The sequence below is a fragment of the Thioalkalivibrio sp. ALE28 genome, from assembly GCF_000377425.1.
In the GTDB taxonomy this organism is placed as follows: Bacteria; Pseudomonadota; Gammaproteobacteria; order Ectothiorhodospirales; family Ectothiorhodospiraceae; genus Thioalkalivibrio.
Genome location: NZ_KB898094.1, coordinates 318,011 through 342,355 on the forward strand (window position 1 = coordinate 318,011; position 24,345 = coordinate 342,355).

General features: G+C 68.1%; 24 protein-coding genes. 10 read left to right on the plus strand and 14 right to left on the minus strand.

Annotated features, from left to right (window positions below):
* Nucleotides 1-21: 21 nt before the first annotated feature.
* The 4 genes from D105_RS0103585 to leuC form a co-directional block, all read right to left on the minus strand.
* The gene (locus D105_RS0103585) at nt 22-1,047 is read right to left on the minus strand and encodes an aspartate-semialdehyde dehydrogenase (protein ID WP_018875642.1); all 1,026 of its coding nucleotides are present in this window, start codon (nt 1,045-1,047) and stop codon (nt 22-24) included.
* Between the two features lie 99 nt (nt 1,048-1,146).
* Nucleotides 1,147-2,220 carry a 3-isopropylmalate dehydrogenase gene (gene leuB, locus D105_RS0103590; RefSeq protein ID WP_196800196.1) on the minus strand — a complete coding sequence of 358 codons (1,074 nt, stop codon included), beginning with the start codon at nt 2,218-2,220 and terminating at the stop codon, nt 1,147-1,149.
* A 126-nt stretch (nt 2,221-2,346) separates the two neighbouring features.
* Nucleotides 2,347-2,997 (minus strand): 3-isopropylmalate dehydratase small subunit, encoded by a 651-nt coding sequence (gene leuD, locus D105_RS0103595; protein WP_018877516.1) that lies wholly within the window; start codon nt 2,995-2,997, stop codon nt 2,347-2,349.
* A 3-nt stretch (nt 2,998-3,000) separates the two neighbouring features.
* The gene (gene leuC / locus D105_RS0103600; protein WP_018877517.1) at nt 3,001-4,413 is read right to left on the minus strand and encodes a 3-isopropylmalate dehydratase large subunit; all 1,413 of its coding nucleotides are present in this window, start codon (nt 4,411-4,413) and stop codon (nt 3,001-3,003) included.
* Between the two features lie 275 nt (nt 4,414-4,688).
* On the opposite strand from leuC, the gene D105_RS0103605 reads away from it, so the two are divergent.
* Nucleotides 4,689-5,606, plus strand: coding sequence for a LysR family transcriptional regulator (locus tag D105_RS0103605; protein WP_018877518.1), 918 nt, complete (start codon nt 4,689-4,691; stop codon nt 5,604-5,606).
* Here the strand turns inward: D105_RS0103605 and D105_RS15365 are convergent.
* From D105_RS15365 to D105_RS0103625, 5 genes are all read right to left on the minus strand, one after another.
* Nucleotides 5,587-5,943 carry a type II toxin-antitoxin system RelE/ParE family toxin gene (locus D105_RS15365; protein WP_081619270.1) on the minus strand — a complete coding sequence of 119 codons (357 nt, stop codon included), beginning with the start codon at nt 5,941-5,943 and terminating at the stop codon, nt 5,587-5,589. The genes D105_RS0103605 and D105_RS15365 overlap by 20 nt on opposite strands.
* A gap of 3 nt (nt 5,944-5,946) precedes the next feature.
* The gene (locus D105_RS0103610; RefSeq protein ID WP_018877519.1) at nt 5,947-6,228 is read right to left on the minus strand and encodes a type II toxin-antitoxin system ParD family antitoxin; all 282 of its coding nucleotides are present in this window, start codon (nt 6,226-6,228) and stop codon (nt 5,947-5,949) included.
* A 153-nt stretch (nt 6,229-6,381) separates the two neighbouring features.
* A complete protein-coding gene (gene arsJ, locus D105_RS0103615) occupies nt 6,382-7,611 on the minus strand; it encodes an organoarsenical effux MFS transporter ArsJ (RefSeq protein ID WP_018877520.1) in 1,230 nt (409 codons plus the stop codon).
* Nucleotides 7,612-7,616: 5 nt separating this feature from the next.
* Nucleotides 7,617-8,630, minus strand: coding sequence for an ArsJ-associated glyceraldehyde-3-phosphate dehydrogenase (locus tag D105_RS0103620; protein ID WP_018877521.1), 1,014 nt, complete (start codon nt 8,628-8,630; stop codon nt 7,617-7,619).
* A 257-nt stretch (nt 8,631-8,887) separates the two neighbouring features.
* Nucleotides 8,888-9,403: a TspO/MBR family protein gene (locus D105_RS0103625; RefSeq protein ID WP_196801055.1), complete on the minus strand. Its 516-nt coding sequence runs from the start codon at nt 9,401-9,403 to the stop codon at nt 8,888-8,890.
* A 136-nt stretch (nt 9,404-9,539) separates the two neighbouring features.
* On the opposite strand from D105_RS0103625, the gene D105_RS0103630 reads away from it, so the two are divergent.
* Genes D105_RS0103630 through D105_RS0103640 form a run of 3 tightly spaced genes read left to right on the plus strand, consistent with a single transcriptional unit; the run spans nt 9,540 to nt 15,401 of the window.
* Complete coding sequence (locus tag D105_RS0103630; protein ID WP_018877523.1) at nt 9,540-10,760, plus strand: efflux RND transporter periplasmic adaptor subunit; 1,221 nt, start codon at nt 9,540-9,542, stop codon at nt 10,758-10,760.
* Nucleotides 10,757-13,831 (plus strand): efflux RND transporter permease subunit, encoded by a 3,075-nt coding sequence (locus tag D105_RS0103635; RefSeq protein ID WP_018877524.1) that lies wholly within the window; start codon nt 10,757-10,759, stop codon nt 13,829-13,831. The genes D105_RS0103630 and D105_RS0103635 overlap by 4 nt, the downstream gene beginning before the upstream one ends.
* A complete protein-coding gene (locus tag D105_RS0103640; protein WP_018867073.1) occupies nt 13,824-15,401 on the plus strand; it encodes a TolC family protein in 1,578 nt (525 codons plus the stop codon). The genes D105_RS0103635 and D105_RS0103640 overlap by 8 nt, the downstream gene beginning before the upstream one ends.
* Nucleotides 15,402-15,443: 42 nt before the next feature.
* Here D105_RS0103640 and D105_RS0103645 read toward each other — a convergent pair whose 3' ends face one another.
* The 4 genes from D105_RS0103645 to D105_RS0103655 are packed head-to-tail and all read right to left on the minus strand — an operon-like array spanning nt 15,444 to nt 16,915.
* The gene (locus tag D105_RS0103645) at nt 15,444-16,022 is read right to left on the minus strand and encodes a histidine phosphatase family protein (protein WP_026280402.1); all 579 of its coding nucleotides are present in this window, start codon (nt 16,020-16,022) and stop codon (nt 15,444-15,446) included.
* A complete protein-coding gene (locus D105_RS14485) occupies nt 16,019-16,171 on the minus strand; it encodes a DUF2256 domain-containing protein (protein WP_081618676.1) in 153 nt (50 codons plus the stop codon). The genes D105_RS0103645 and D105_RS14485 overlap by 4 nt, the downstream gene beginning before the upstream one ends.
* 8 nt (nt 16,172-16,179) lie before the next feature.
* Nucleotides 16,180-16,593, minus strand: a complete 414-nt coding sequence (locus D105_RS0103650) for a thiol-disulfide oxidoreductase DCC family protein (protein ID WP_038032689.1) — start codon at nt 16,591-16,593, stop codon at nt 16,180-16,182.
* The gene (locus D105_RS0103655; RefSeq protein ID WP_018867076.1) at nt 16,586-16,915 is read right to left on the minus strand and encodes a hypothetical protein; all 330 of its coding nucleotides are present in this window, start codon (nt 16,913-16,915) and stop codon (nt 16,586-16,588) included. The genes D105_RS0103650 and D105_RS0103655 overlap by 8 nt, the downstream gene beginning before the upstream one ends.
* On the opposite strand from D105_RS0103655, the gene D105_RS0103660 reads away from it, so the two are divergent.
* From D105_RS0103660 to D105_RS0103685, 6 genes are all read left to right on the plus strand, one after another.
* Complete coding sequence (locus tag D105_RS0103660) at nt 16,914-17,156, plus strand: hypothetical protein (protein WP_018867077.1); 243 nt, start codon at nt 16,914-16,916, stop codon at nt 17,154-17,156. The genes D105_RS0103655 and D105_RS0103660 overlap by 2 nt on opposite strands.
* The gene (mtgA, locus tag D105_RS0103665; RefSeq protein ID WP_018867078.1) at nt 17,156-17,878 is read left to right on the plus strand and encodes a monofunctional biosynthetic peptidoglycan transglycosylase; all 723 of its coding nucleotides are present in this window, start codon (nt 17,156-17,158) and stop codon (nt 17,876-17,878) included. The genes D105_RS0103660 and mtgA overlap by 1 nt, the downstream gene beginning before the upstream one ends.
* Before the next feature lie 271 nt (nt 17,879-18,149).
* Nucleotides 18,150-20,462 carry a mechanosensitive ion channel domain-containing protein gene (locus D105_RS0103670; protein WP_018877526.1) on the plus strand — a complete coding sequence of 771 codons (2,313 nt, stop codon included), beginning with the start codon at nt 18,150-18,152 and terminating at the stop codon, nt 20,460-20,462.
* 107 nt (nt 20,463-20,569) lie between these two features.
* Nucleotides 20,570-21,256, plus strand: a complete 687-nt coding sequence (locus D105_RS0103675; protein WP_018867080.1) for a zinc metallopeptidase — start codon at nt 20,570-20,572, stop codon at nt 21,254-21,256.
* 26 nt (nt 21,257-21,282) lie between these two features.
* Nucleotides 21,283-21,927 carry a class I SAM-dependent methyltransferase gene (locus D105_RS0103680; protein WP_018877527.1) on the plus strand — a complete coding sequence of 215 codons (645 nt, stop codon included), beginning with the start codon at nt 21,283-21,285 and terminating at the stop codon, nt 21,925-21,927.
* Between the two features lie 201 nt (nt 21,928-22,128).
* Nucleotides 22,129-22,719, plus strand: coding sequence for a hypothetical protein (locus D105_RS0103685; RefSeq protein ID WP_018877528.1), 591 nt, complete (start codon nt 22,129-22,131; stop codon nt 22,717-22,719).
* 105 nt (nt 22,720-22,824) lie between these two features.
* Here D105_RS0103685 and malQ read toward each other — a convergent pair whose 3' ends face one another.
* Complete coding sequence (gene malQ, locus D105_RS0103690) at nt 22,825-24,300, minus strand: 4-alpha-glucanotransferase (protein WP_018877529.1); 1,476 nt, start codon at nt 24,298-24,300, stop codon at nt 22,825-22,827.
* Nucleotides 24,301-24,345 lie beyond the last annotated feature (45 nt).

The following is a 24,345-nucleotide window of genomic DNA, read 5'->3' on the forward strand; positions in this document are numbered from 1 at the left end:
CCGGCGTTTTCCCGGATTAAATCACAGGTAATCGCGGATCAAAACCTCCGCGATCTGGATTGTGTTCAGCGCGGCCCCCTTGCGCACGTTGTCCGACACCACCCACAGGTCCAGCCCGCGCGGGTGCGAGATGTCCTCGCGGATACGCCCGACGAACACGGCGTCCTTGCCAGAACCCTCAGTCACGGCGGTCGGATAGCCCCCGTCCTCGTGCTTGTCGAGCACCGTGATCCCCGGCGCGGCAGACAGGATCTCGCGCGCCTTCTCCGCGCTGATCTTCTCGCGGGTCTCGATGTGCAGGGCCTCGGAATGGCCGTAGAACACCGGGATGCGCACGGCGGTCGGGTTCACCAGGATGGACTCGTCACCCATGATCTTGCGGGTCTCCCAGACCATCTTCATCTCTTCCTTGGTGTAGCCGTTGTCCTGGAAGACGTCGATGTGCGGCAGCGCGTTGAACGCGATCTGCTTGGGATACACGTTGCACTCAACCGGGCGGCCGTTCAGCAGTGCCGCCGTCTGGTGCGCCAGTTCCTCGATCGCATCCTTGCCGGTGCCGGAGACGGCCTGGTAGGTCGCGACGTTGATGCGCTCGACGCCGACCGCGTCGTGCAGCGGCTTCAGCGCCACCAGCATCTGGATGGTGGAGCAGTTCGGGTTCGCGATGATCCCGTGCTTCTTGTATCCGGAGACGGCCTCAGGGTTGACCTCCGGCACCACCAGCGGGATCTCCGGGTCGTAGCGAAACTGCGAGGTGTTGTCGATCACCACGCAGCCGGCCGCGGCCGCCTTCGGCGCGTATTCCGCGGACACCGAGGCCCCCGGCGAGAACAGCCCGATCTGCACGGTGGAGAAATCGAAGGTGGCCAGATCCTCCACCTCCAGCTCGCGGCGGCCGAAGGCGACCGTCTTGCCGACCGAGCGCGAACTGGCCAGCGCATGCACCCGCCCCAGCGGCAGGTCGCGCTCTGCCAGGATGGAGAGCAGGGTCTCGCCGACGGCGCCGGTTGCGCCCACCACGGCCACGTCAAACTTGCGGTCACTCATCGTTCATTCCCGGTTTAAGTTCTATCTTCAAGATATTGATTATTCGTAATACTCGTAGGATGCGTTGAGCGCAGCGAAACGCATCATTGGCTACAACGCCTAGCTCTCCAGCGCGGCCACCAGGGCATCACCCATCCCCTGGGTGCCCACCAGCGTCATGCCTTCGCCGAAGATGTCCGGCGTGCGCAGGCCCTGATCCAGCACCCGGCCCACGGCCTGCTCGAGACGCTCGGCCAGGTCATTGCGGTTCAGGCTGTGGCGCAGCAGCATCGCGACGGACAGCACGGTCGCCATCGGATTGGCCTTGCCCTGCCCGGCGATATCCGGCGCGGAGCCGTGGATCGGCTCGTACAGACCGACCCCCTCGCTGTTCAGCGAGGCCGAGGGCAGCATGCCGATGGAGCCGGTCAGCATGGCCGCGGCATCGGACAAAATGTCGCCGAACATGTTGCCGGTGACCATCACGTCGAACTGCTTGGGATCGCGCACCAGCTGCATCGCTGCATTGTCCACATACATGTGAGACAGCTCGACCTCGGGGAATTCCTTCCCTACACGCTCGACCACCTCCCTCCACAGCTCGGAGACCTCCAGCACGTTGGCCTTGTCCACCGAGCACAGACGCTTGCCGCGCTTCATCGCGGCCTCGAACCCGACCCGCGCGATGCGTTCGATCTCCGATTCGCTGTAGGCGGCGGTATTGAAGCCGTAGCGCTCGCCGTTGCGCTCCTCGATCCCGCGCGGCTGGCCGAAGTAGATCCCGCCGGTCAGCTCGCGCACGATCAGGATATCCAGCCCGCTGACCACCTCCGGCTTCAGCGTGGAGGCCGAGGCCAGCTGCGGATACAGGATCGCCGGGCGCAGGTTTGCGAACAGGCCCAGGTCAGAACGGATACCCAGCAGGCCACGCTCGGGGCGGAGATCACGTTCCAGCGATTCGTACTGCGGGCCGCCGACCGCGCCCAGCAGGATCGCGTCGGCGCGGCGCGCCGCCTCGCGGGTGGCCTCCGGATAGGGATGCCCGGCCGCATCGTGCGCCGCGCCCCCGATCAGGCCCTGCTCGATCTCCAGATCCAGCCCGCCGATCTCGCCCACACGCTCCAGCACCTTCAGCGCCTCGGCCACGATCTCGGGCCCGATCCCGTCCCCGGGCAATACCAGAATTCGGCTCACAAACCTCTCCTAACCATCAGATCAATCGAATTTCTTCTCTACCTGTAGGAGGCCAGCCCTCTGGCCGATGGGGCGCCAGGACAGGCCCAATCGGCCAGAGGGCTGGCCTCCTACAAGGGGCACCATTCAGCCCTGCGTGTGCTCCGCCATCCACGGCCATTCGCGGCGCTGGCGCTCCTCAAAGGCGCGGATGTCATCGGCGTACTGCAGCGTCAGGGCGATATCATCCAGGCCGTTCAGCAGGCGGTGGCGCCGGTCCTCGTCGAGCGTGAAACGGAACACGGTACCGTCCGGCGCCGTTACGGTCATCTCCTCCAGGTTCACCTCGACCTGCGCGCCCGGGTTCGCCTCGACCTGCTCGAACAGCGCCTGCACCTCGTCCTCGGCCAGCACCACCGGCAACAGGCCGTTCTTGCAGCTGTTGGAGAAGAAGATATCCGCGAACGACGGCGCGATCACCGCGCGAAAACCGAAATCGGTCAGCGCCCATACCGCGTGCTCGCGCGAGGAGCCGCAGCCGAAGTTCTTGCGTGCCAGCAGGATGCTTGCCTGGTCGAACGGCGCCTGGTTGAGCACGAAATCCGGGTTGATACGGCGCTGCGAGCTGTCCATGCCGGGCTCGCCCGGGTCCAGGTAGCGCCAGTCGTCAAAGGCATTGGGCCCGAAGCCCGTACGCTTGACCGATTTCAGGTACTGCTTCGGGATGATCGCGTCGGTGTCGACATTGGATCGATCCAGCGGCGCGACAATCCCCTTGTGTACGGTAAAGGCCTGCATCGCTTACGCCTCCTTCAGTGCCGACGGTTCGACGAAGTGCCCGGCCACGGCGGCCGCGGCGGCCAGCGCCGGGCTGACCAGATGGGTACGCCCGCCCTGCCCCTGACGGCCCTCGAAGTTGCGGTTCGAGGTCGAGGCGCAGCGTTCGCCCGGCTCCAGCCGGTCCGCGTTCATCGCCAGGCACATGGAACACCCCGGCTCGCGCCACTCGAAGCCGGCATCCAGGAAGATCCGGTCCAGCCCTTCCTGCTCCGCCTGCTGCTTCACCAGCCCGGAGCCCGGCACCACCATCGCCAGCTTGATGTTGTCGGCCTTCCTGCGGCCCTTGACCACCTCGGCGGCCGCGCGCAGGTCCTCGATCCGCGAATTCGTGCAGGAGCCAATGAAGACCTTGTCCGGCCGGATCTCGGTCATCGGCGTGTTCGGCTGCAGGTCCATGTACTCCAGCGCGCGCTTCATGCCCTCGGCGCGCACCGGATCGGACTCGGCCGCCGGGTCCGGCACGCGGCCGTCGATCGGCGCGACCATCTCCGGCGAGGTGCCCCAGCTCACCTGCGGGGCGATCTCGGCGGCATCCATCTCCACCACCGCGTCGAATTCGGCATCGGGATCCGAGACCAGCGTGCGCCAGTACTCCGCCGCCTTTTCAAACAGCTCGCCGCTCGGCGCCTGTGGCTTGTTGCGCACATATTCGATGGTCTTCTCGTCCACCGCGACCATGCCCGCGCGGGCCCCGGCCTCGATGGACATGTTGCAGATGCTCATGCGGCCCTCGACCGACAGGCTGCGGATCGCCGAGCCGGCGAACTCGATCGCATAGCCGGTGCCACCGGCGGTACCGATACGGCCGATGATCGCCAGCACCACATCCTTGGCGGTCACGCCCGGGCGCAGCTCGCCCTCCACGCGGATCTGCATGGCCTTGGTCTTCTTCTGCCACAGGCACTGCGTGGCCAGCACATGCTCGACCTCGGAGGTGCCGATGCCGAAGGCCAGCGCGCCCAGCGCGCCGTGGGTGGAGGTATGCGAGTCACCGCAGACGACCGTCATGCCCGGCAGGGTCGCCCCCTGCTCGGGGCCGATCACATGCACGATGCCCTGGCGCACGTCCGCCATCGGGAAGAACTTCAGCCCCAGGCTCGTGACATTGCTCTCCAGCGTCTCCACCTGGGTGCGCGACACCGGATCCTCGATTCCGCGGTCGCGATTGGCAGTGGGCACATTGTGGTCCGGCACCGCCAGCACGGAATCCCCGCGCCAGGGCTTGCGCCCGGCCAGACGCAGACCCTCGAAGGCCTGCGGGCTGGTCACCTCGTGCACCAGGTGGCGGTCGATGTAGAGCAGCGTCGAGCCATCCGGCTCCTCGCGCACCACATGCGCCTCCCACAGCTTGTCATACAGTGTCTTGCCTGCCATTACCTGCTCCCGCGGCCGCGCCGCGATGTTCCAGCCATATTTTCGGTGAGCGGCCGCCAAAGCCCCCTGTAGGAGGCCAGCCCTCTGGCCGATGGGCCGTCGGATCGGCCAGAGGGCTGGCCTCCTACAGACGAGCGGCACCACCGCATTGCCAGTCTGCGGCCGCCCTTACATTCTTTCAAATCCGATTTATTATCTTTATCATTCCATATGGTTATGGATTGGCGATGCGGAGTCGCATCAGTCAGCCGGTCATTATCCCACGGAGGCGATAGATGCGCCCGGAACAGCTAAGCATCGAGTCCCTGCAGGCCTTCGTGGCGGTGGTCGATACCGGCGCCTTCTCCGCCGCGGCCGAGCGGCTGCACCTGACCCAGCCGGCGATCAGCAAGCGCATCCAGTCGCTGGAGGCGACGCTGCAACGCCCCCTGTTCGAGCGTCAGGGGCGCCGCGTGCGGCCCACCGAGGTCGCCGAACGCCTGCTGCCCGAGGCCCGCGAGATCCTGGCCCGCCTGCACGCCATCGAGCAGCAGGTGGCGGACCTCGACCACGTCGTGCGCGGCCGCATCCGCCTCGCCACCTCACACCACATCGCCCTGCACCGCCTGCCCGCCCCGCTGGCCGCTCTGCGCACCCGCTACCCCGGGCTGGAGCTGGAACTCGCGTTCATGGACTCCGAGGCCGGCATCGAGGCCGTCATGCACGGCGACGCCGACCTGACGCTGGCCACCCTGCCCGAGGATCTGCCGAAGGCCGCCGAGGCGCACACCGTCTGGACCGATGAGCTTGTTCCAATGATCGCCCGCGGCCGCGCCCAGGATGCCCCACTCGAGACACTGCAACGGCTGCATGACTGGCCGACGACCCTGCCGCCGGCGGGCTCCACCACCCGCCGCCAGATCGACCAGGCCCTGGCCGCACGGGGCCTGCACCCCGCCGCGGCTCAGGAGAGCCCGTACCTGGAGGTCATCCGCATGATGATCGCCGCCGGCCTCGGCATCGGCTTCCTGCCCCGCACCATGGCCACCGACGACCTGGCCATCCTCGAATGGCCCGCCCCACCCATCACCCGCCACCTCGGCTGGGTCCGCCACGCGGACCGCTACCGCTCCCGGACCCTTGCGGCCGTGATCGAGGGACTACATAACGGAGAGGATCAGGAGCCCCCGGACCTTACCGATCTCCAGGCGTGAGCCTGCTGGGCAGGTCCATTGCATCATGGAGCACACGCAATAGCTCTACACAACGGGGTTTGTCGGACGCGGGCCGGAAAACGAGCACGTGTCGGCCTCTCCGCCCTCCGCGTGCGACATGGAGCGTGCAGATACCCGGACCGATATCCTCGCGGCTGCGCACAGTCGGGATGGCGGTTCCGCCCTGCAATTCCCTGATCGCCGAGGATAGGGTGCCGGCATAGACACGGGCCTGCTGCTCGCCAAAGTGCTCCGCCGTCCACACAACAATCTCCCGCAGATCCTGCTCCGCACGCGCGGCAAGACGGACAGTCCATTGTCCGGATGATTCGTTCACGGGTTATCGCTTCGCGATGGCCTGTTCTGTCAGTTCCTGCAAATGCGCCTCGAGGTCGCGCTCGGTATCCAGTTCGGTGTAGCGGCCTGCCTCCAGGTCCGCGATACCTTCCGCAGTCGCCCGCCGCAAGGCTTCCAGTCGCGCCTCCTGCTCACGCTCGCGAGCCTGTACGAGGCGGAGCCCGTCACGCAGAACCTCGCTGGCATTCTGGTAGCGCCCAGATCGAACCAGCTGCTCCACAAAACCGCTTTGTTCCGGCGTCAGGACAATGTTTCGTGTAGGCATGGTTAACCTCCGTCCATCACTATTGGCAGTTTATGCCAAGACCCACAGGCGATCCAGGCGCCGCCCCGCTGCACGCCCTTTCTCTGCGGGCTGTGCACGCAACAAAACGAGCGCTACACGATTCTCGACAACGGCAACCGAGCCTTGCCGGCATCAGGCGCGCGCCGCCTCGCGGGGGAGCAGGGAGGAGATCATCCAGGTGGCGAAGATGAACAGGGTGGAGGCGATCAGCGCGCCCTCCAGGCCCCAGACCATGAAGATGGCACCGGAGGCGACGGTGCCGACCAGGCGGCCGCCGGCGTTGGCCATGTAGTAGAAGCCGACCTTCATCGCCACCCGGTCGGTCTCCGCATAGTCGAGGATCAGGAAGGAGTGGACGGCGGAGTTGATCGCAAACACCACGCCGAACACGCCCAGCCCGACCATCAGCACCCAGGCCGGGTCCAGCCCCGTCTCCAGGCCGATTACGATGCCGATGGGCAGCAGCATCAGGATGAAGGCCCACAACCGCGCGGTCAGCCCGGTCGGATGCAGCCCGCCACGGCCCAGCAAGCGCGGCACCGAGGCCTGCACGATCCCGTAGCCGATCACCCACAGCGCCAGGAACGCGCCCACCTGCATGTGGTTCCAGCCCAGTGTCGCGCTGAGGAATACCGGCAAGGCGACCACGAACCAGACATCGCGCGCGCCAAACAGGAAGAACCGCGCGGCCGAGAGCACGTTGATCGCGGCGGAGTTGGAGAACATCTGGGTGAATTTCGGCTTGCCGCCGACCCGGCCCAGCCCGCGGGGCAGGCCGACGATGGAGAACAGCATCACCACCGCCAGCATCCCGGCCAGGATCACCAGCGCCATCTGGAACCCGACCGAGTACAGCAGCGCGCCGCCGACGAAGAAGCCCACCCCCTTCAGCGCGTTCTTCGAGCCGGTGAGCACCGCCACCCAGCGAAACAGCCGCCCTTCCCCGTCGCCGGCCACCAGCTTCACCCCGGACTTGGCACTCATCTTGTTCAGGTCCTTGGCGATGCCCGACAGCGCCTGCGCGAACATCACGTAGGCCACGCCCAGCCAGGCCTCGGGCACCGTGAGCATCAGCAGCGCCGCAACCTGCAACAAGGTCCCGCCGATCATCGTCGTGTTCACCCCCAGCCGCGCGGCCAGCCAGCCGCCGGTCAGGTTGGTGATCACCCCGAACAGCTCGTAGAACAGGAACAGGAAGGCGATCTCCAGCGGGCTGTAGCCCAGCTGGTGGAAGAACAGCACGACCAGCATGCGGATCGCGCCGTCGGTGACGGTAAACGCCCAGTAGTTCGCGGTGATGCGCGCGTAGGCGCCCAGGCCCAGGCTGGGCGGTGCGTTCGGCGTTTCGGCCGGGCTGCCCATCCGTCCTACACGCCCTGCTCGGCCACGCGCGCGACCAGTTCGACCAGCCGGTTGGCATAGCCCCATTCGTTGTCGTACCAGGCCAGCACCTTCACCTGCGTACCATCCACCACCATCGTCGACTGCGCATCGACAATGGACGAGCGCGGGTCGGTGCGGAAGTCGCTGGAGACCAGCGGGCGTTCCTCGTAGCCGACGATGCCGTTGAGATCGCCGTTCGCGGCCTCCCGCAGCAGGGCGTTGACCTCTCCCGCGGAGGTCTCGCGCGCCGCCTCGAAGGTGAAGTCTGTCAGCGAGGCATTCATCAGCGGCACGCGCACCGCATGGCCGTTCAGCCGTCCGTTCAGTTCGGGGAAGATGTCACCGATCGCCTTCGCCGAGCCGGTAGTGGTCGGGATCAGGTTCAGCCCGGCCGCACGGGCCCGGCGCAGATTGTCGCGCGGCAGATCCACAGGCGACTGCGTGGCGGTCATGTCGTGTACCGTCAGGATCGTCCCGTGGCGGATCTCCAGGGCCGGGTGCAGCACCTTGACCAGGGGCGCCAGGCAGTTGGTGGTGCAGGAGGCAGCGGTGACCACATGGTGCCGCGCCGGATCGTAGGCCGCATCGTTGACGCCCATCACCACGTTCAGCGCCCGCTCGTCCTTCACCGGAGCCGCGACGACCACACGCCGGGCCCCACGGTCGAAGTGCGGCTGCAGGGTCTCCATGGTGCGGAAGGCGCCGCTGGCATCGATCACGATATCCACACCGGCCTCGGCCCAGGGCACCTGCCCCGGCTCGCCCAGCTGCGTGTGGCGCAGGCTGCGGCCATCGATCTGCAGGGCGTCCGGCTCGGCCTGGATGCCGTGATCCCAGCGCCCATGCACCGAATCGAACTCCAGCAGGTGTCCGGTGACCGTACCGTCCGCCGCGACCTCGTTCAGGTGCACGATCTCGAGATCGTCCCGATCCCAGGCCGCGCGCAGCGCGAGCCGACCGATTCGGCCCATCCCGTTGATGCCAACCCGTACGGCCATGACGCCCTCCCGCGAAAAATCGCGTCAGGATACTCCGCCCACATGACCAACGCATGACACCCGGTGCCTTGAAACGGCTCAACCAACAGCGCACAAATACGCAAAGAGGGTCAAAAGCGATTCACAGGAAGTTTGGAAGACTGGAAGAAGGGCTGGATGGGCAAACAACATTGCACCTCGCCCGGTCCAACCGACAATAACTCTTCCATCCTTCCCTTCTTCCTGTGAATCGCCTTTGACCTTGTTCGTGGTGCCGATCAGTTGAGCCAGACGATGCCGGCGTTGAGGTAGATGGCGAAGCCGACCCACAGCAGGTAGGGCACCAGCAGCGCGCCGGCGATGCGGTCGATGCGCCAGAAGGCGATTAATGTCGCCAGGATCAGCGGCCACAGGATCAGGATCTCGGCGAGCGCCAGATCCGGGCGCTGCAGGCCGAAGAAGAGCACCGACCAGCCCAGGTTCAGGGCGAGTTGCGCCAGGAACAGACCCAGCGCGACCGGCGCCCCGGTCAGGCCCACGCGGCGCCACACATGCCACGCCGCCAGCCCCATCAGCCCGAACAGCACGCTCCAGACCGGGCCGAACACCGCATCCGGCGGGTTCAACGGCGGCCGGGCCAGGGTCGGGTACCAGTCGCCCACCGAAAGACTGGTGGCCCAGCCCCCCAGCCCCGCCACGGCAAACACCAGTACCATCCAGGCCAGCAGCCCGAGCATATCCCCACCGAAAGAGCGCCGTCGCGGACGCGATGCATGGGCCGTATCGCGTGTCATTACAGAATTCTCCTCGAGATTCGCGGTCGCATGGCAGGATGCCCCGAACAAGGCCCGGATTCCGAACCGAATTCATTCAGGATTCAGTGAACCACGCCACACTCCCCCTGACCACCCCGAACAAAAGCGAGCTGCAATGCCCCGCCCCGCCACCCTGATCACCGCGGTTCTCTTCCTCCTGGCCGCCGGCCTGCTGGGCTGGATGCTGCTCGGCCCGGATGACGAGACGGCTCCTTCCGGCCGCCCCGGCGGCGGGGAGACACGGCCGGTGGCCGTGGCGGTGGCCGCCATCGAGACCCGCGACCTGGTCGAGCGCCGGCGCTTCACCGGGAGCATCGAGGGTGCGGACCGTATCGAGATCACTCCCCGTGTCGGCGGCCGGGTCGCCGAGGTCTTCGTCAACCTGGGGGACCGCGTGGAACCGGGCGACCCCTTGCTGCAACTGGACACCGAAGAGTTCGAGCAGGACGTCGCCCAGGCCGCGGCGGAACTGGAAGTGGCCGAGGCCAGCCTGGCGGAGGCCATCGCCAGCCGCGACGCGTCCCGGCGCGAACTGCAGCGCACCCGTGAACTGCGCGATCAGGGGATCGCCTCGCGTTCCGAGCTGGAGGCCGCCGAGACCGAACTGGCCCTGGCGCAGACCCGAGTGGCCCTCGCCGAATCGCAGATCCGGCAGCGACGCTCCGCACTGCGCACCCGCGAGATCCAGCTCGGCTATACCCGCATCGAGGCGGATGCATCCAGCAGCACGCGCTGGGTGGCAGAACGGCATGTGGATCCCGGCACGGTCATCAGCGCCAGCGAGCCGGCGCTGGCGCTGGTCCGGCTCCAGCCGGTCCGGGCGATCCTGGCCGTGACGGAGTCCGACTACGGTCGGCTGTCTCCCGGTAAGGCCACTGAGGTACGCACCGGCGCCTACCCCGACACCGCATTCGCGGGGACCATCGCGCGGATCGCACCGGAGTTCCGCCCCGGCTCGCGCCAGGCGCGGATCGAGGTGGAACTGCCCAACGACGACGTCCGCCTGCGCCCGGGCATGTTCGTCGAGGCCGCGATCACCCTGGGCCAGCGCGACGGCGCGCGGGCCATCCCACGCGACGCGATCATCCAGCGTGAGGCCGGGCCCACCGTATTCAGCGTGGAACGCAGTGGCGAGCGCCCAACGGCCCGGCGCCATCAGGCCATCACCGGTGTCCGTGACGGGAACTGGGTCGAACTGCTGGAACCCGATCTGCCGCCGGGCACCGAGGTCGTGATCCTCGGCCAGCACCTGCTTGCGGACGGTACCCCGCTGCGGCTGAGCGAACCGGGCCGCATCCCCGACCGCGATGACGCGCGCGAGGCACAGACCCCGTGAATCCCGCGCGCCTGACCGTCCACCGCCCCGTGCTGACCAGTATGGTGGCCCTGATCGTGGTCATCCTCGGGCTGACCGCGCTGACGCGCCTGCCGGTGGACCTGCTGCCCGACATCACCTACCCCGTGGTCACCGTGATGACCTCCTACCCCAATGCCGGGGCCGAGGAGGTCGAACAACTGGTCACACGGCCGGTGGAACAGGCAGCGGCCGCGATCACGGGTGCCCAGGAGATCCGTTCCACCTCGGCCGAGGGCAACAGCAACGTCCGCATCAACTTCGCCTGGGGCACGGACATCCGCCAGGCCGTGGACGACCTGCGCGATCGTCTGGCACGCATCGAGGACCGCCTGCCGGATGATGCCGACCGCCCGCTGGTGCGCCAGTTCGACACCCAGGACTCGCCCATCATGCGCCTGGGGGTGGGCTCGCAGCTGGACGCCATCCACCTGCGCACCCTGATCGACAACCGCATCGCCCCGCGCCTGGAGCGCATCCCCGGTGTGGCCGCGGTCGACACCTTCGGCGGGCTGGAGCGCGAGGTCCGCGTGGAGGTGGACCCGGAGCGTCTCGAGGCCATCGACCTGGGCCTGGACGACCTGCGCAACCGCATCCGCGACGCCAACGTGATCACCCCCGGCGGGCCGATCATGGACGGCCGGCGGGAGTACCGCCTGCGCACCCCGGCCGAGTTCCGCTCGGTGGACGAGGTCCGCGACACCATCGTGCAGCGCAGCGAGGATGGCGTGACCCACCTGCACCAGGTCGCGGAGGTACGCGATACCCATCAGCGCGTCACCCGCCGCTTCCGGGTTAACGAGGAAGAAGGCGTCCAGCTCGCGGTGCGCAAGCTGGCCGACGCCAACACGGTCGAGGTCTCCGAGGCGGTGCACGCCGAACTGGTGCGCCTGAACCGCGACTTCCCTCAGATCGACATCCGCGCGGTCACCGACGAGGCGGGGTTCATCCGCAACTCCATTACCAACGTCGGCCAGGCCATCCTCTACGGCAGCGCACTGGCGGTACTGGTGCTGCTCGTGTTCCTGCGCAATATCCGTTACACCCTGGTGGCGGCCACCGCGATCCCGCTGGCCGTGATCGCGACCTTTGGCCTGGTGTACTTCGGGGGCTACTCGCTGAACCTGATGACACTTGGCGGGATCGCGCTAGGGGTGGGGCTGATGGTGGACAACGCCATCGTGGTCATCGAGAGCATCGCCCGCCGACGTGAAGAACACGCCGAGCAGACCGCCGCCGAGGCCGCGATCAGCGGCACCGGACGGGTCGCGCCCGCCATCATCGCCAGCACCCTGACCACGGTCGCGATCTTCCTGCCGCTGTTCTTCGCCGAGGAACTCGCCGGCCAGCTGTTCAAGCCCCTGGCGGCCGTGGTCGCCTTTGCCCTGGCCGGCTCGCTGATCGTTGCCCTCACCCTGGTGCCGATGCTGATGGCCCGCGCTCCGATGCCCAGGCGCGACACCAGCGCCCTCGCGCGCATGGAACATCGCTACCAGGGCCTGCTGCAGCGCACCCTGACCCAGCCGTGGATGGTCATCGGCATCAGCCTGCTGCTGATGATGATCGCCCTCGCCGGCCTGCGCGGCGTGGGCACCGAGTTCCTGCCCGCCACCGACGAGGGCGAGCTGCGCGTGCATGTATCCATGGAACCCGGCACCCCGCTGGAAGAGCTGTACGCCACCATGGCCGGGCTGGAGGCGATCATCCGCGACGAGGTCCCGGAACTGGAAAACCTGGTCTCCAGCTCGGGCGCCTCGGCGTTCCGGGCCTCCTCGCCGGCCTCCGGCAACATGCGCGTAATGGTCGGTTCGCGCGCAAGCCGCAGCCGCTCCTCCGATGCCATCGCCGCCGCGCTGCGCGAGGCGCTGGGCAGCCCGCCCGGGGTCGAGATCCGCGTACGCGCCTCCAGCGGGATCTTCTTCCGTGGCTTCGGCCGTGGCGCGGACGAGGAGAGCCTGTCCATCGAGGTCCGTGGCTTCGAACTGCCCACGATGAACGCGGTGGTCGAGCGGTTCGAGGCCGCGCTGGCCGACATCCCCGGCGTGACCGATACCCGCGTCGGCTCCGACGGCGGTCAGCCCGAGTTCGCCACCCGCATCGACCGCGCCCGCGCCGCCGACCTGGGCGTGGACGTGCGCACCATCGCCCAGACCCTGGAGACCGCGCTGGGCGGCTCCAGCGCCGGGCAGCTGCGCGCCGGGGGCGACGAGACCCGCATCTGGGTCCAGCTGCGCGACGCCGACCAGAGCTCGCTGGACGACCTGCTGAACCTGACGGTGCGCAGCGAGGACGGCGAGCGGGTCGCCCTGCGCAGCCTCGTGTCCTTCGATACCGCGATGGGCCCCGACAGCATCCAGCGCCGCGAGCAGGCGCGCATCAGCACCCTGTTCGTGAATATCGGCGACCGCTCGCTGGGCGAGGTCGCGGCGGACGTGCGTGCCGCCCTGGCGGATATCCCGCTGCCGGAGGAGATCGACTTCTCGGTCACCGGCGATATCGAGGAACAGGAAGCCGCCTTCTCCGAGCTGCTGCTGGGCACTCTGCTGGCCACGCTGCTGGTGTACATGGTCATGGCCAGCCTGTACGAATCCCTGCGCGACCCGCTGATCGTGATGTTCTCCATCCCGCTGGCCCTGATCGGCGTCACCGCGGCGCTGCTGATCACTGACACCACGCTCAACGTGCAGTCGCTGATCGGCATCCTGCTGCTGGTCGGGATCGTGGTGAACAACGCGATCCTGCTGGTGGACCGCATGGCCCGGCGCCACCGCGACGACGGCATGGAGCTGACCGCGGCGATCGTGGCCGCGGCCGGCGAGCGCCTGCGCCCGATCCTGATGACCACGCTGACCACCATCCTCGCGCTGTCGCCGCTGGCGATCGGTATGGGCGACGGCGGCGAGGCCCAGGCCCCGATGGCGCGGGTGGTGATCGGCGGCCTGCTGTCTTCTACCCTGATCACCCTGGTGCTGATCCCGACGCTGTACCTGCTGTTCCACCGCCGGGGCGAACATCCACAACCGGTCTATCGAGTCGCAACGGAACATGCCTAGAAAAACGCTGACCTTCCTCGTCGCGCTCGCCCTGACCCTCCCGGCCCAGGGCGCCGACGCCCAGGACGCCACCGAGGGCCTGCGCCTGTCCCTGCCCGCCGAGGCCCTGCTGGACACCCGCCCGTTCGAGCGCGAGGCGGTGGCGGAGGAGACGCTGTCGCTGGAGGAGGCCGTCGCCCGCGCCCTGGAGAACAACCGCGGCCTGCGCGCCGAGCGCCTGCAAACGGCCATCCAGGGCACCTTCGAGGCCCAGGAGCGCGCGGTGTTCGACCCCGAGCTGTTCGCCGAGCTGGAGATCAGCCGCGACCAGAGCGTGCGCCAGCTGGAACAGATCGGCGAGACCGACACGGTGACAACCACCCGCCGTTTCGGGGAGGCCGGGATCACCCAGGCGCTGCCCACCGGCACCGACCTGACGGTCTCGCTGCGCAGTTCCCGCGCCTCCAGTTCCCGCGTGGACACCCCGCAGTTCACCACCCGCGCGGGGCTCAGCCTGACCCAGGCCCTGCTCCGGGGCGGCCGCATCGAATCGAACCTGGTGCGCCTGCGCCAGGCCAGCCTGGACGTGGAGGCATCGGAATACGAGGTGCGCGGCTTCGTGGAGCAGCTGATCACGGACGTGGAGGGCCGCTACTGGGACCTGGTACTGGCCGACGCACAGATCGCCATCTTCGAGGAGGCCCTGGCGGTCGCCCGCGCCCAGCTGGACCAGACCGAACGCCGCATCCGGGCCGGCGACCGTCCGGAGACCGAGGCCGTATCCGCGCGCGCCGAGGTGGCGCTGCGCCGCCAGGGCCTGATCGACGCGCGGGCCGACCGTGCCCGCGCCCAGGACGCGCTGGCCCGCCTGCTGCAGGCCGACAACGGCGGGCTCTGGGATACCCGGCTAGAGGCCCGTTCGGAGCCGGAGCTGGAGCGCTACGCCCTGGAGCCCCTGGATGCCTACGTGGCGCTGGCCCGCGACCACCGCGCCGACCTCAACGAGACCCGCCTGCGCGTGCAGCGCAACCAGCTGGAAGTCGTGCGCACCCGCAACGGCCTGCTGCCGCGCCTGGACTTCTTCGTGACCCTGGGCCAGTCCGGCTACGCCGACAGCTTCAGCCGCACCTGGCGCGACCGCCAGGGCGACGGCTACGACCTGGCCGCCGGCCTGCGCTTCGAGATGCCCATCGGCAATCGCGCGGCCGAGGCCGAGCACACCCGCGCGCGCCTGACCCGCCAGCAGATCCAGGAGACCCTGGCCAACCTGGAACAGCTGGCCATCGAGGACGTGCGCGCCACCTGGTTCGACGCCGCCCGCGTGCGCGAACAGATCCAGGCGCAGAAGGAGACGGTGGAACTACAGGAAGAACTGCTGCGCGTGGAACAGACCCGCTTTCGGGTCGGGGCCGGGACCGCCCTGGCCGTGGCCCAGGCCCAGCGCGACCTGCTGGAGAGCCGCCTGAACCTGACCGAGACGGTGGTGCGCTTTCGCCAGCTGAGCACCGAACTGCTCAATGCCAGCGGCACCCTGCTGCTGCACCGCGGCATCGACGCCCCGGGTGCCGAACGCGTGGAGATTCGCCTGTAATCCGAATGCTGGAAGGACCGGCGCCCCGCTCAGGACGCCCGCCTATTGTCCCACCGGACGGGCACTGCCATCGGCGTCGATCTCGACGACGAGCATCGCCCCGGCCCCGATGCTGCGCCCGCTGAGCTCCATGATGTTGGCCCGGTGGGTCACGTAGACCGCAGGTCCCTGCGCCTGCCGGTATTCCTCCGCCAGGTGTTCGCGCCACGCCCGCATGCGCCGCTCCCGATGCGGGGCGTTGGTGCGAAACACCGATCCCAGGGCCTCCAGGACCACCGGTTCGCCATAGCCCAGCAGCTCCGCGGTATCGAAATTGCGACACCAGGGACCCGCGAATACCCGGATCGAATCGAGCCCGGCGGCCCGCAGGCGTTCGCCGGTCTCGCGGGCCTGCGCGCGGCCCTCCTCGGATAGATTGCGCTGCGTGGCGCAGTCGTCGACATCAAAGCCCGATGGGTCGCCAATCCCCGGCGCCAGGGCATGACGCATCAGCAGGATGCGCTGCGGCTCCTGCAACTGCGCCACGATCACACGTTCTTCGGCCAGATCGTCCGCCGCCAGCGGCACAGCGAGTGCCAGCACGATCACGGCCCAGACCCCCGGGAATACAGAGCGTTTCATGACGCCGTTTGCCTCGTACGACGACGCCGGCAGGCGTCGGAACAGTAGCGCACCTCGTCCCAGCAGCGCGCCCACTTTCTACGCCAGGCAAACGGCCGACCGCACACGGCGCAGGTCTTTTGCGGCAGATGAGGCTTGGCATGCGCCACGGCGGCCGTTATCCCCCCGGGCGGCAGACCCCGTCGTCGCAGCGGGACCGCCAGCGATAGCGGGCGATCACGTTGTAGACGCGGTCCATCAGCCAGACGACCGGCGGAAGGCGATGCAGCACGCCGCCGAGCCAGCGGTAATACGGCAGATGCCGCCAGACCAGCACGAAGGCCCACGCGCCACTGCGAATGCGGCCCTCGGGACTGACGGCATGCATGCGCTGCATGGCCTGGTCCCAGGTGATGCCCCAGGCGGCGAGCGGCGCCGCATCGGCGTGGATGTCGCGCCAGTCGACCGCGGCAGCGGTATCCAGGCGCTGGTAGTGGCCGATCTCGCGACGGCACAGCGGGCAGCCGCCATCGAAGAACACGATCGGGCGTCCGGGGGCCTTTGGCGGTCGGTTCGCGGCCGGGTCAGGCATGTCCCACCGGCCCGGTCTGCTGGTGCTGCGCCTCGCCCAGCGATTTCAACGCGCGCTCCACCACATCGCGCGCGAGTCCCTGGGTCATCTCGGGGTCGGCCGGGATCATCTCGGTACGCACCGCCAGGGCCATCGCCAGGGCCTGCAGCACATCCCCGTTGCAGGTGTCCCCCAGCACCCCGATCTCGTTATCCAGGGTATCGGTCAACCGGTCCAGCAACTGCTGCACCCGCACCGCCGAACCCGTCTCGGGGTGCAGACGAAACTCGAAGGACACGGCCTCGCCGCTCGGGGTCACATAGCGATAGGGCAATACGTCCATGGCTCTCTCCTTCGCGAACGGTCGGGTTGTCGAGGCGGATTTCGGGGTCGGTCGGGCAGCCCCTCCGCCATTGGGCCACGAAACGGGCAAACAGTTCGACCGGCAGCGGGCCGACACGACCGGATCGCATCGCGAAAACCGCCCCGGCCGGCACGCGCAAGCGTTATCCTTGCGCCTCATGGAGACCCGCATCCGCAACATCGACTTCGCCGGTGCGCCGCGCGCGGCAGGGGTACGGTAATGGCGGCCCGCCGCAAGCGCCGCCCGCTGCGCCGCCTGCTCCTCTGGGTGGCCGGGCTGACCGCATTCCTGCTGGCGCTGGGCATCGGGGTTATGTTCGCGCTGGTGGTGCTGTTCGCTCGCGTCGACCCGCCCTACGGCATGGCCATGGTGGTGGCCACCGACTGGCAGACCGCCTCCAACCGGCGCCCGGACTGGCAGCGTCTGGATGACCTGCCCCGCCACCTGATGCTGGCGGTGATCGCCGCGGAGGACCAGCATTTTCCCAACCATCGCGGCTTTGACTGGGGCTCGGTGCGCCAGGCGCTGGGCGATCATGTGCGCGGCGGGCGACTGCGCGGCGCCAGCACCATCAGCCAGCAGACCGCCAAGAATCTGTTCCTGTGGCACGGCCGGTCCTGGGTGCGCAAGTCGCTGGAGGCCGGGTTCACGCTGGGGATGGAGACCCTGTGGCCGAAACGACGCATCCTCGAGATCTACCTGAACCTGGCGGAATGGGGCCCCGGCATCTACGGCATCGAGAACGCCGCCCAGCATTACTTCGGTGTCTCCGCCACCGAACTGGACCGCCACCAGTCCGCGCGTCTGGCCGCCATCCTGCCCAGCCCCGGGCGCATGAACCCGGTGCAGCCGGGCCCGCAACTGGACCGCCGTATCGCCTGGGTGGAGCAGCAAATGGCCCAGCTCGGGATCGCCTGGCTGGACCCGATGCTGCTGGAGTAAGCCTCGTGCCCGACCGACGCCGAGGTCGGGCACGGAGATCGCCCCGCGCCTTTGGCGCTCGCGATGAGCGTGCTTTCCCCCATCATGGCAAGGCTCCGCCAGGGGCGGCGGCCATCCCCGGACGCACCCCCGGCCCGCATTGTGGCGGGGAACTTCGAGCCTTTAGACTGCTCGCACTAACCGCACGGGCGAACCGCCGCTCAATAGGTCCATCGACATGAACGCCATGAGCGCGGCTCCCATGGATGCCCCCCGAACATTGAGGTTTGCCGTGACCCACCAGCGCTCGCCGTTTCGCTTCTTCTCCCGCCTGCTCGTCCTCGCCGCCCTGCTGTTCTCCGTGCCGCTGGGGGCCGTCTCTGCCCAGGATGCCGGCGCGACGGATTCCGGCAATGACCTGCGGCAGACGCTGATCGACGCGCTGGAAAACGAGGAGGCACGCGAACGCCTGCTGGAAGCCTTGCGCGCCGACAGCGGCGCCAGCGAGAGCGAGACGGCCGAAGATGCCGTCCCGGTGGACACCGGCGAGAGCGAATCCGTCGCGCGCCAGATTGCCCAGCTCACCCAGTCGCTGGCCGAGGGCACCGTGGCCGAGATCCGGGCCCTCAACGACATCGCCGCGGACATCGCCGAACAGGTCCGTGCAATCGAACCGACGGTTTTCGGGATGGCCGTGCTCGATCTGGCGATCATCATTGTATTCACCGTGGTGGTGTTCCTGATCCTGCGCCGCCTGGGTGCCCCGTTGTTTACCGGCATCGACCGCTGGGCCCTGAATGCCGCGGAGCACATGCGCCTGATGCGGGCACTGCCCGCCGTCGTCCTCGCCGCCGCGATCGACTTCCTGATCGTCATCCTCGCCTGGCTGGCCGGCTATGCCCTCGCGCTGTTCGTACTGGGCGAGTCGGGCGAGATGAACACGCGCCACTCGCTGTTCCTGAACGCCTTCCTGCTGATCGAGGTGACCAAAGCGGCGCTGCGCCTGATCTTCGCCACCCGCTACCACGGTCTGCGCCTGCTGCCGATGGCCGGGGACGAGGCCGCCTACTGGAACGCCTGGCTGGCGCGCATCGTGGGCTACATTGGCTACGGCCTCCTGCTGCTGGTGCCGATCGCCAACAACCAGATCTCCTCCGAGGCGGGGCGCTCGCTGGGGCTGATCGTGATGCTGACGGCGTTCCTGTACGCCGCCGTGATCATCCTGCAGAACCGCAGCCGGGTGCATGACCGCCTGATCGCGATGGCCAACCGGGCCGAGTTCGCCTTCACCCGGATCGTGATCTCGCTGCTGGCGAATTTCTGGCACTGGATCGCGCTGCTCTATTTCCTGGCGCTGGCCGTGGTCAGCGTCACGCGCCCGGAAGATGCCCTGCCCTTCATGGCCAAGGCCACCGGTCAGACCTTGCTCGCGGCCTTCGTGGGCGTGTTCGTCGCCAACCTGCTGACGCAGCTGATCGGCCGGCAGATCCGCGTGCCCGACGAGACCCGGGAGAAGTTCCCGTCGCTGGAACTGCGCCTGAACTCGTACATCCCGAAGGCGCTGAAGGTCATGCGCCTGGTGATCCTGCTGATCGTGCTGGCGGTGATCGCGGATGCCTGGGGTGCCTTCAGCCTGACCACCTGGCTCGCCTCCGACACCGGCATGGCGGTACTGGGCACCGCGATCTCGGTCGCCCTGATCCTGCTGGGCGTGCTCGCCATCTGGCTGGTATTCGCCAGCTGGATCGAACACCGCATGAACCCCAACACCGGCGACGGCGGTCCGACGGCCCGCGAGGCCACGCTGCTGACCATCTTCCGCAATGCGGTCGCCATCGTGCTGATCGTGATGACCACCATGATCGTGCTGGCCGAGATCGGCGTGAACATTGGGCCGCTGCTGGCCGGCGCGGGCGTCCTCGGCCTGGCCGTCGGCTTCGGCGCCCAGAAACTGGTCCAGGACGTGATCACCGGGGTCTTCATCCAGCTCGAGAACGCCATCAACGTCGGTGACGTAGTCACCGTCGCCGGAACGACCGGCGTGGTCGAACGCCTGACCATCCGCTCGCTGGGTCTGCGCGACCTGTCCGGGACCTACCACCTGATCCCGTTCTCCTCGGTCGACGCGGTGTCCAACTACATGCGTGAATTCGCCTACCACGTGGGCGAGTACGGCGTCGCCTACCGCGAGGACATCGACGAGGTCATCGTGCGCCTGCGCGAGGCCTTCGAGGAACTCAAGGAAGACCCCGACCAGGGTCCGAACATCCTCGACGAAATGGAGGTGCACGGCGTCACCGCCCTGGCCGACAGCTCGGTCAACGTGCGTATCCGCATCAAGACGCTGCCGGGCACCCAGTTCGGCCTGGGCCGCGCGTTCAACCGCCTGGTCAAGAAGCACTTCGACGCCGCCGGCATCGAGATCCCGTTCCCGCACCAGACCATCTACTTCGGTCAGGAGAAGGACGGGTCGGCCCCCGCAGCCAACCTGCGCATGATCGAGGCCGCGCCGGAGGGCAACGCCGACGACCGGGACTATTCGCGCGACCGCCGCGCCCGCCCGAACCCGAAACACAAGGGCGACTACGACGAGTCCGAGGACTGACGCAACCAGCGGGGCGAACGGCCGGCTGAGGGGCCTGCCGCCACGCGCGGTCATCTCGAGCCGGCTTACCCTTTCCGCCAGGGCGGGATTTGGGTCAATATAGCCGCATGCGACTGTTGATCCTGCTCGCGCCGTTGCTGTTGTTCCTCGCCTGGGCCCCGGGCCTCTGGGTCCGTCACGTCATGAAGAAGTACCACCAGCCGGGGGACCGCTACGACGGCACCGGCGCGGAACTGGCCCGCGATCTGCTGGACCGTCACGGGCTGCACAAGGTCCGGGTGGAGACCACCACGCACGGAGATCACTACGACCCCAACGCCCGCACCGTACGGCTGTCGCCCGAAAACCACGAGGGACACTCCCTCACGGCGGTCACCGTGGCCGCCCACGAGGTCGGACACGCCATCCAGCATGCCGAGGGCTACGCCCCGCTGCGCATGCGCAGCTACCTGGTTTGCGTCGCGGGATACGGACAGCAGATCGGTGCCTGGCTGCTGGTCGCCATTCCCTTTGTCACCCTGCTCGCCCGGCATCCCGCGCCCGCGTTCCTGTTCCTGCTGGCCGGAGTCCTCTCCATGGGGCTCGCCACGCTGGCCCACCTGGTCACCCTCCCCACGGAGTTCGACGCCAGCTTCCGCCGGGCCATGCCGATGCTGCGTGACGGGCGTTACCTGCACCCACCCGACTACCCGCATGCGGAGCGCATCCTGAAGGCCGCCGCCTATACCTACCTCTCGCAATCCCTGATGAGCCTGCTGAATATCGCCTCGTGGTTCCGCTACCTGCGCCGCTGAGCGGCTCCGCTCGGCCTGCCTGCCCGTTGTGCGGCCAGCCGACCCGGCTGTTCCATCACCGCGGTCTCGGCGACCCCTCACCCGGTGACTATCGCCGCTGCCACCACTGCCGCCTGATCCACCTCGACACCGGGTCCTGGCCCGACCAAGAGACGGAACGCGGGTACTACCGCACCCACGAGAATCGGCCGGATGATCCCGGTTACCAGGCGCATCTGCAGCGGCTGATCGAACCGCTGCTCGAGGCCCTGCCGCCACCTGCCCGCGGCCTCGACTGGGGCTGCGGACCCCAACCCGTTCTCGCGGCCCTCCTGCGGGCGGGCGGCTACACCATGGATATATGGGACCCCACCTTTGCACCCGCCTGGCCCGACGCACCCGACTCCGGCTGGGATTTCATCACCTGCACCGAGGTGCTGGAGCACCTGCACAGTCCCCTGCACGCACTGCAAACGCTGCGCACCCACCTGCGCCCGGGCGGCGTTCTTGCCGTAATGACCGAATGGCCGCCCGAGGCGGACGGCTTCCGCCGCTGGCACTATCGCCGCGACCCCACCCACGTCGCGTTCTACGGTCCCGACACCCTGCACTGGATCGCCGACCGGCTGGGTTGCGCCCTCGCGCTGCCCGCGCGCGACATAGCGCTGTTCACGCGCAGCGATCCGCCCTGATCAACCCGAAACCGCGACGGGCATCACACGGATACGCCCGCCACGGGGCCCCGGGGAACTCCTCCATCCGCGGATCGTCTTCGCCAGGTGCCACTCGCCCGATTGGACGCCCCTTGTCGGGCATGAAAGCGCCACGCTTGTTAAGCTGGGGTTAAGTGCGCTTGTCTAGGCTACCGTTACTACTTAAGCAGGAGAGACTCTATGAAGACTCGTTCCCGGTCCGTCGCCGGACTGATCGCCGCGGCCGCCCTTGCGCTGGCCAGCCCGCTCGCCATGGCGCAGGGCATGGGCCAGCAGGGTCAGGGCGGCATGGGCATGCAGGGCGGTCAGGGCGGCAACCCGCAGATGGAGATGCAGCAGCTCCAGCAGACGCTCGCCGAGACCCAGCAGCAGGCCATCCAGAACAATCCGCAGCTGGAACAGAAGGGCGAAGAGCTGGAAAATCTGGTCCTGGACAAGATGGAGTCCGCCGGCTATCAGCCGCGTCGGGACCTGGAAACCCTCGAGTCCGCCGAGGAACGCCTGCGCGATCCGGACCTCAGCGCCGAACAGCGCCAGGAAGTCATCCAGTCCGAAGACGTGCAGCAGGCGCAGATGAACCTGCAGGAGGCCCAGCAGGCGGTCGCTCAGGATGAAGAGATCCGGGAGGCCCAGGAAGCCTTGCGGGAAGACCTGATGGCCGCCATGCGCCAGGAAAACGCCGATATCGACGACGTCATCCAGCGCATGCAGAGCCTGCAGCAGCAGATGCAGCAGCAACAGGGTGGCCAGGGCGGCGGCATGATGCGCTAATCGCGTCACCGTAGACCCGATGAAAAAGCCCGGTCCCCGTCAAGGGGCCGGGCTTTCTTGTGTCGGGCCCATGCCTGCATTGAGGCGCGCGGGCCGAACGGTCCCTCATTCCAGGCGGCCGGTCTCCTGCGCCAGCGCGCGCAGCGCCTCGGTCTGTCCCTCGGGCAGCTGACTCCAGTCAAAGCGCCAGGTCCAGTTGCGTTCGTCCACCGTACCGGGAATGTTCGTGCGCGCCTCCGAACCCAGTTGCAGGGCATCCTGCATCGGCAGAATCGCGAGCTGTGCCGGAGAACGGCAGGCCGCACGGATCAGCGGCCAGGGCATCTCCTCGGCCCCGCCCTCGTCCAGCGTTGCGATCACGTGCTGCTGCAGGGACGGCTCCAGAGAAAGGAACCAGCCCAGCGTGGTGTCGTTGTCGTGGGTGCCGGTATACACCGCGCTCAGTTCGTCATGATTCGCCGGCAGGTACGGGTTGTCCGGCCCACCCTCGAAGGCGAACTGCAGGATGCGCATGCCCGGCAGATCGAAGCGCAGGCGCAGGGCGGTCACCTCCGGCGTGATCACGCCGAGGTCCTCGGCCAGCAACGGCAGCACGCCGAGACGGGTCTGAAGCTGTTCGAAGAAGGCCGCGCCCGGCCCCGGCACCCAGTGCCCCTGCGTGGCATCCGGCTCGCTCGCCGGCACGGCCCAGCTGGCCTCGAAGCCGCGGAAGTGGTCAATGCGCACGGCGTCTACCGTCTCCAGGGTCCAGCGCATCCGCTCCACCCACCAGTCGTAGCCGCGTTCGGCAAGGCGGTCCCAGCGGTAGTGCGGGTTGCCCCAGCGCTGCCCGGTCTCGGAGAAGTAGTCCGGTGGCACGCCGGCCACGGTCAGCGGGTGCCCCGTGTCGTCGAGATCGAATAGATCGCGGTGGGCCCAGACCTCGGCCGAGTCGTGCGCCACGAAGATCGGCATGTCGCCCAGGATCAGGATGTCCCGCGCGCGGGCATGCTCGCGCACGTCCTGCCATTGATCGAACAGCACAAACTGGGCGAAGCGTACCGCCTCCAGCTCCCGGGCCGCATCGACCTCCACAGCCGCCAGGGCATCCGGATCGCGGTCACGCAAGGCGGCCGGCCATTCCCACCAGGGACGGCCGCCTTCACGGGCGCGGATCACCACGAAACGGGCAAAGTCCTCCAGCCACACCGGGCCCTGGGAATCCCGAAAGGCCTGGTAGGCCTGCGCCCAGCCATCGCCGGCCTGCTCCAGCCGCTCCCGCGCTTGTTCCAGCAGTGTGTCGACGGGCAGCGTCGGGTCCGCAAGGCCCGCGAGCGCCGCCAGGCGCTGCGGGTCGATCAGGCGCACATCGCCAGCGAAGGCGGAGATACTGGCATACGGCGAACCGTCCTCCTGCGGCGGGTGCAACGGCAGGATCTGCCACAGGCTGAAGCCAGCATCCCGCGCCCAGTCGAGGAAACGAAAGGCCTCGTCCCCCAGCGTCCCGACCGGACCCAGGCCCGGCAATGACACGGGGTGCAGGAGGACCCCCGCGCGGCGGCGCTGCATCAGGGGGTTGCAGTGTTCTTCGCCCGCCTCCATCCGCTACGGCCCCTCGTACATGGTTACCGGGCACATGGTTACTTG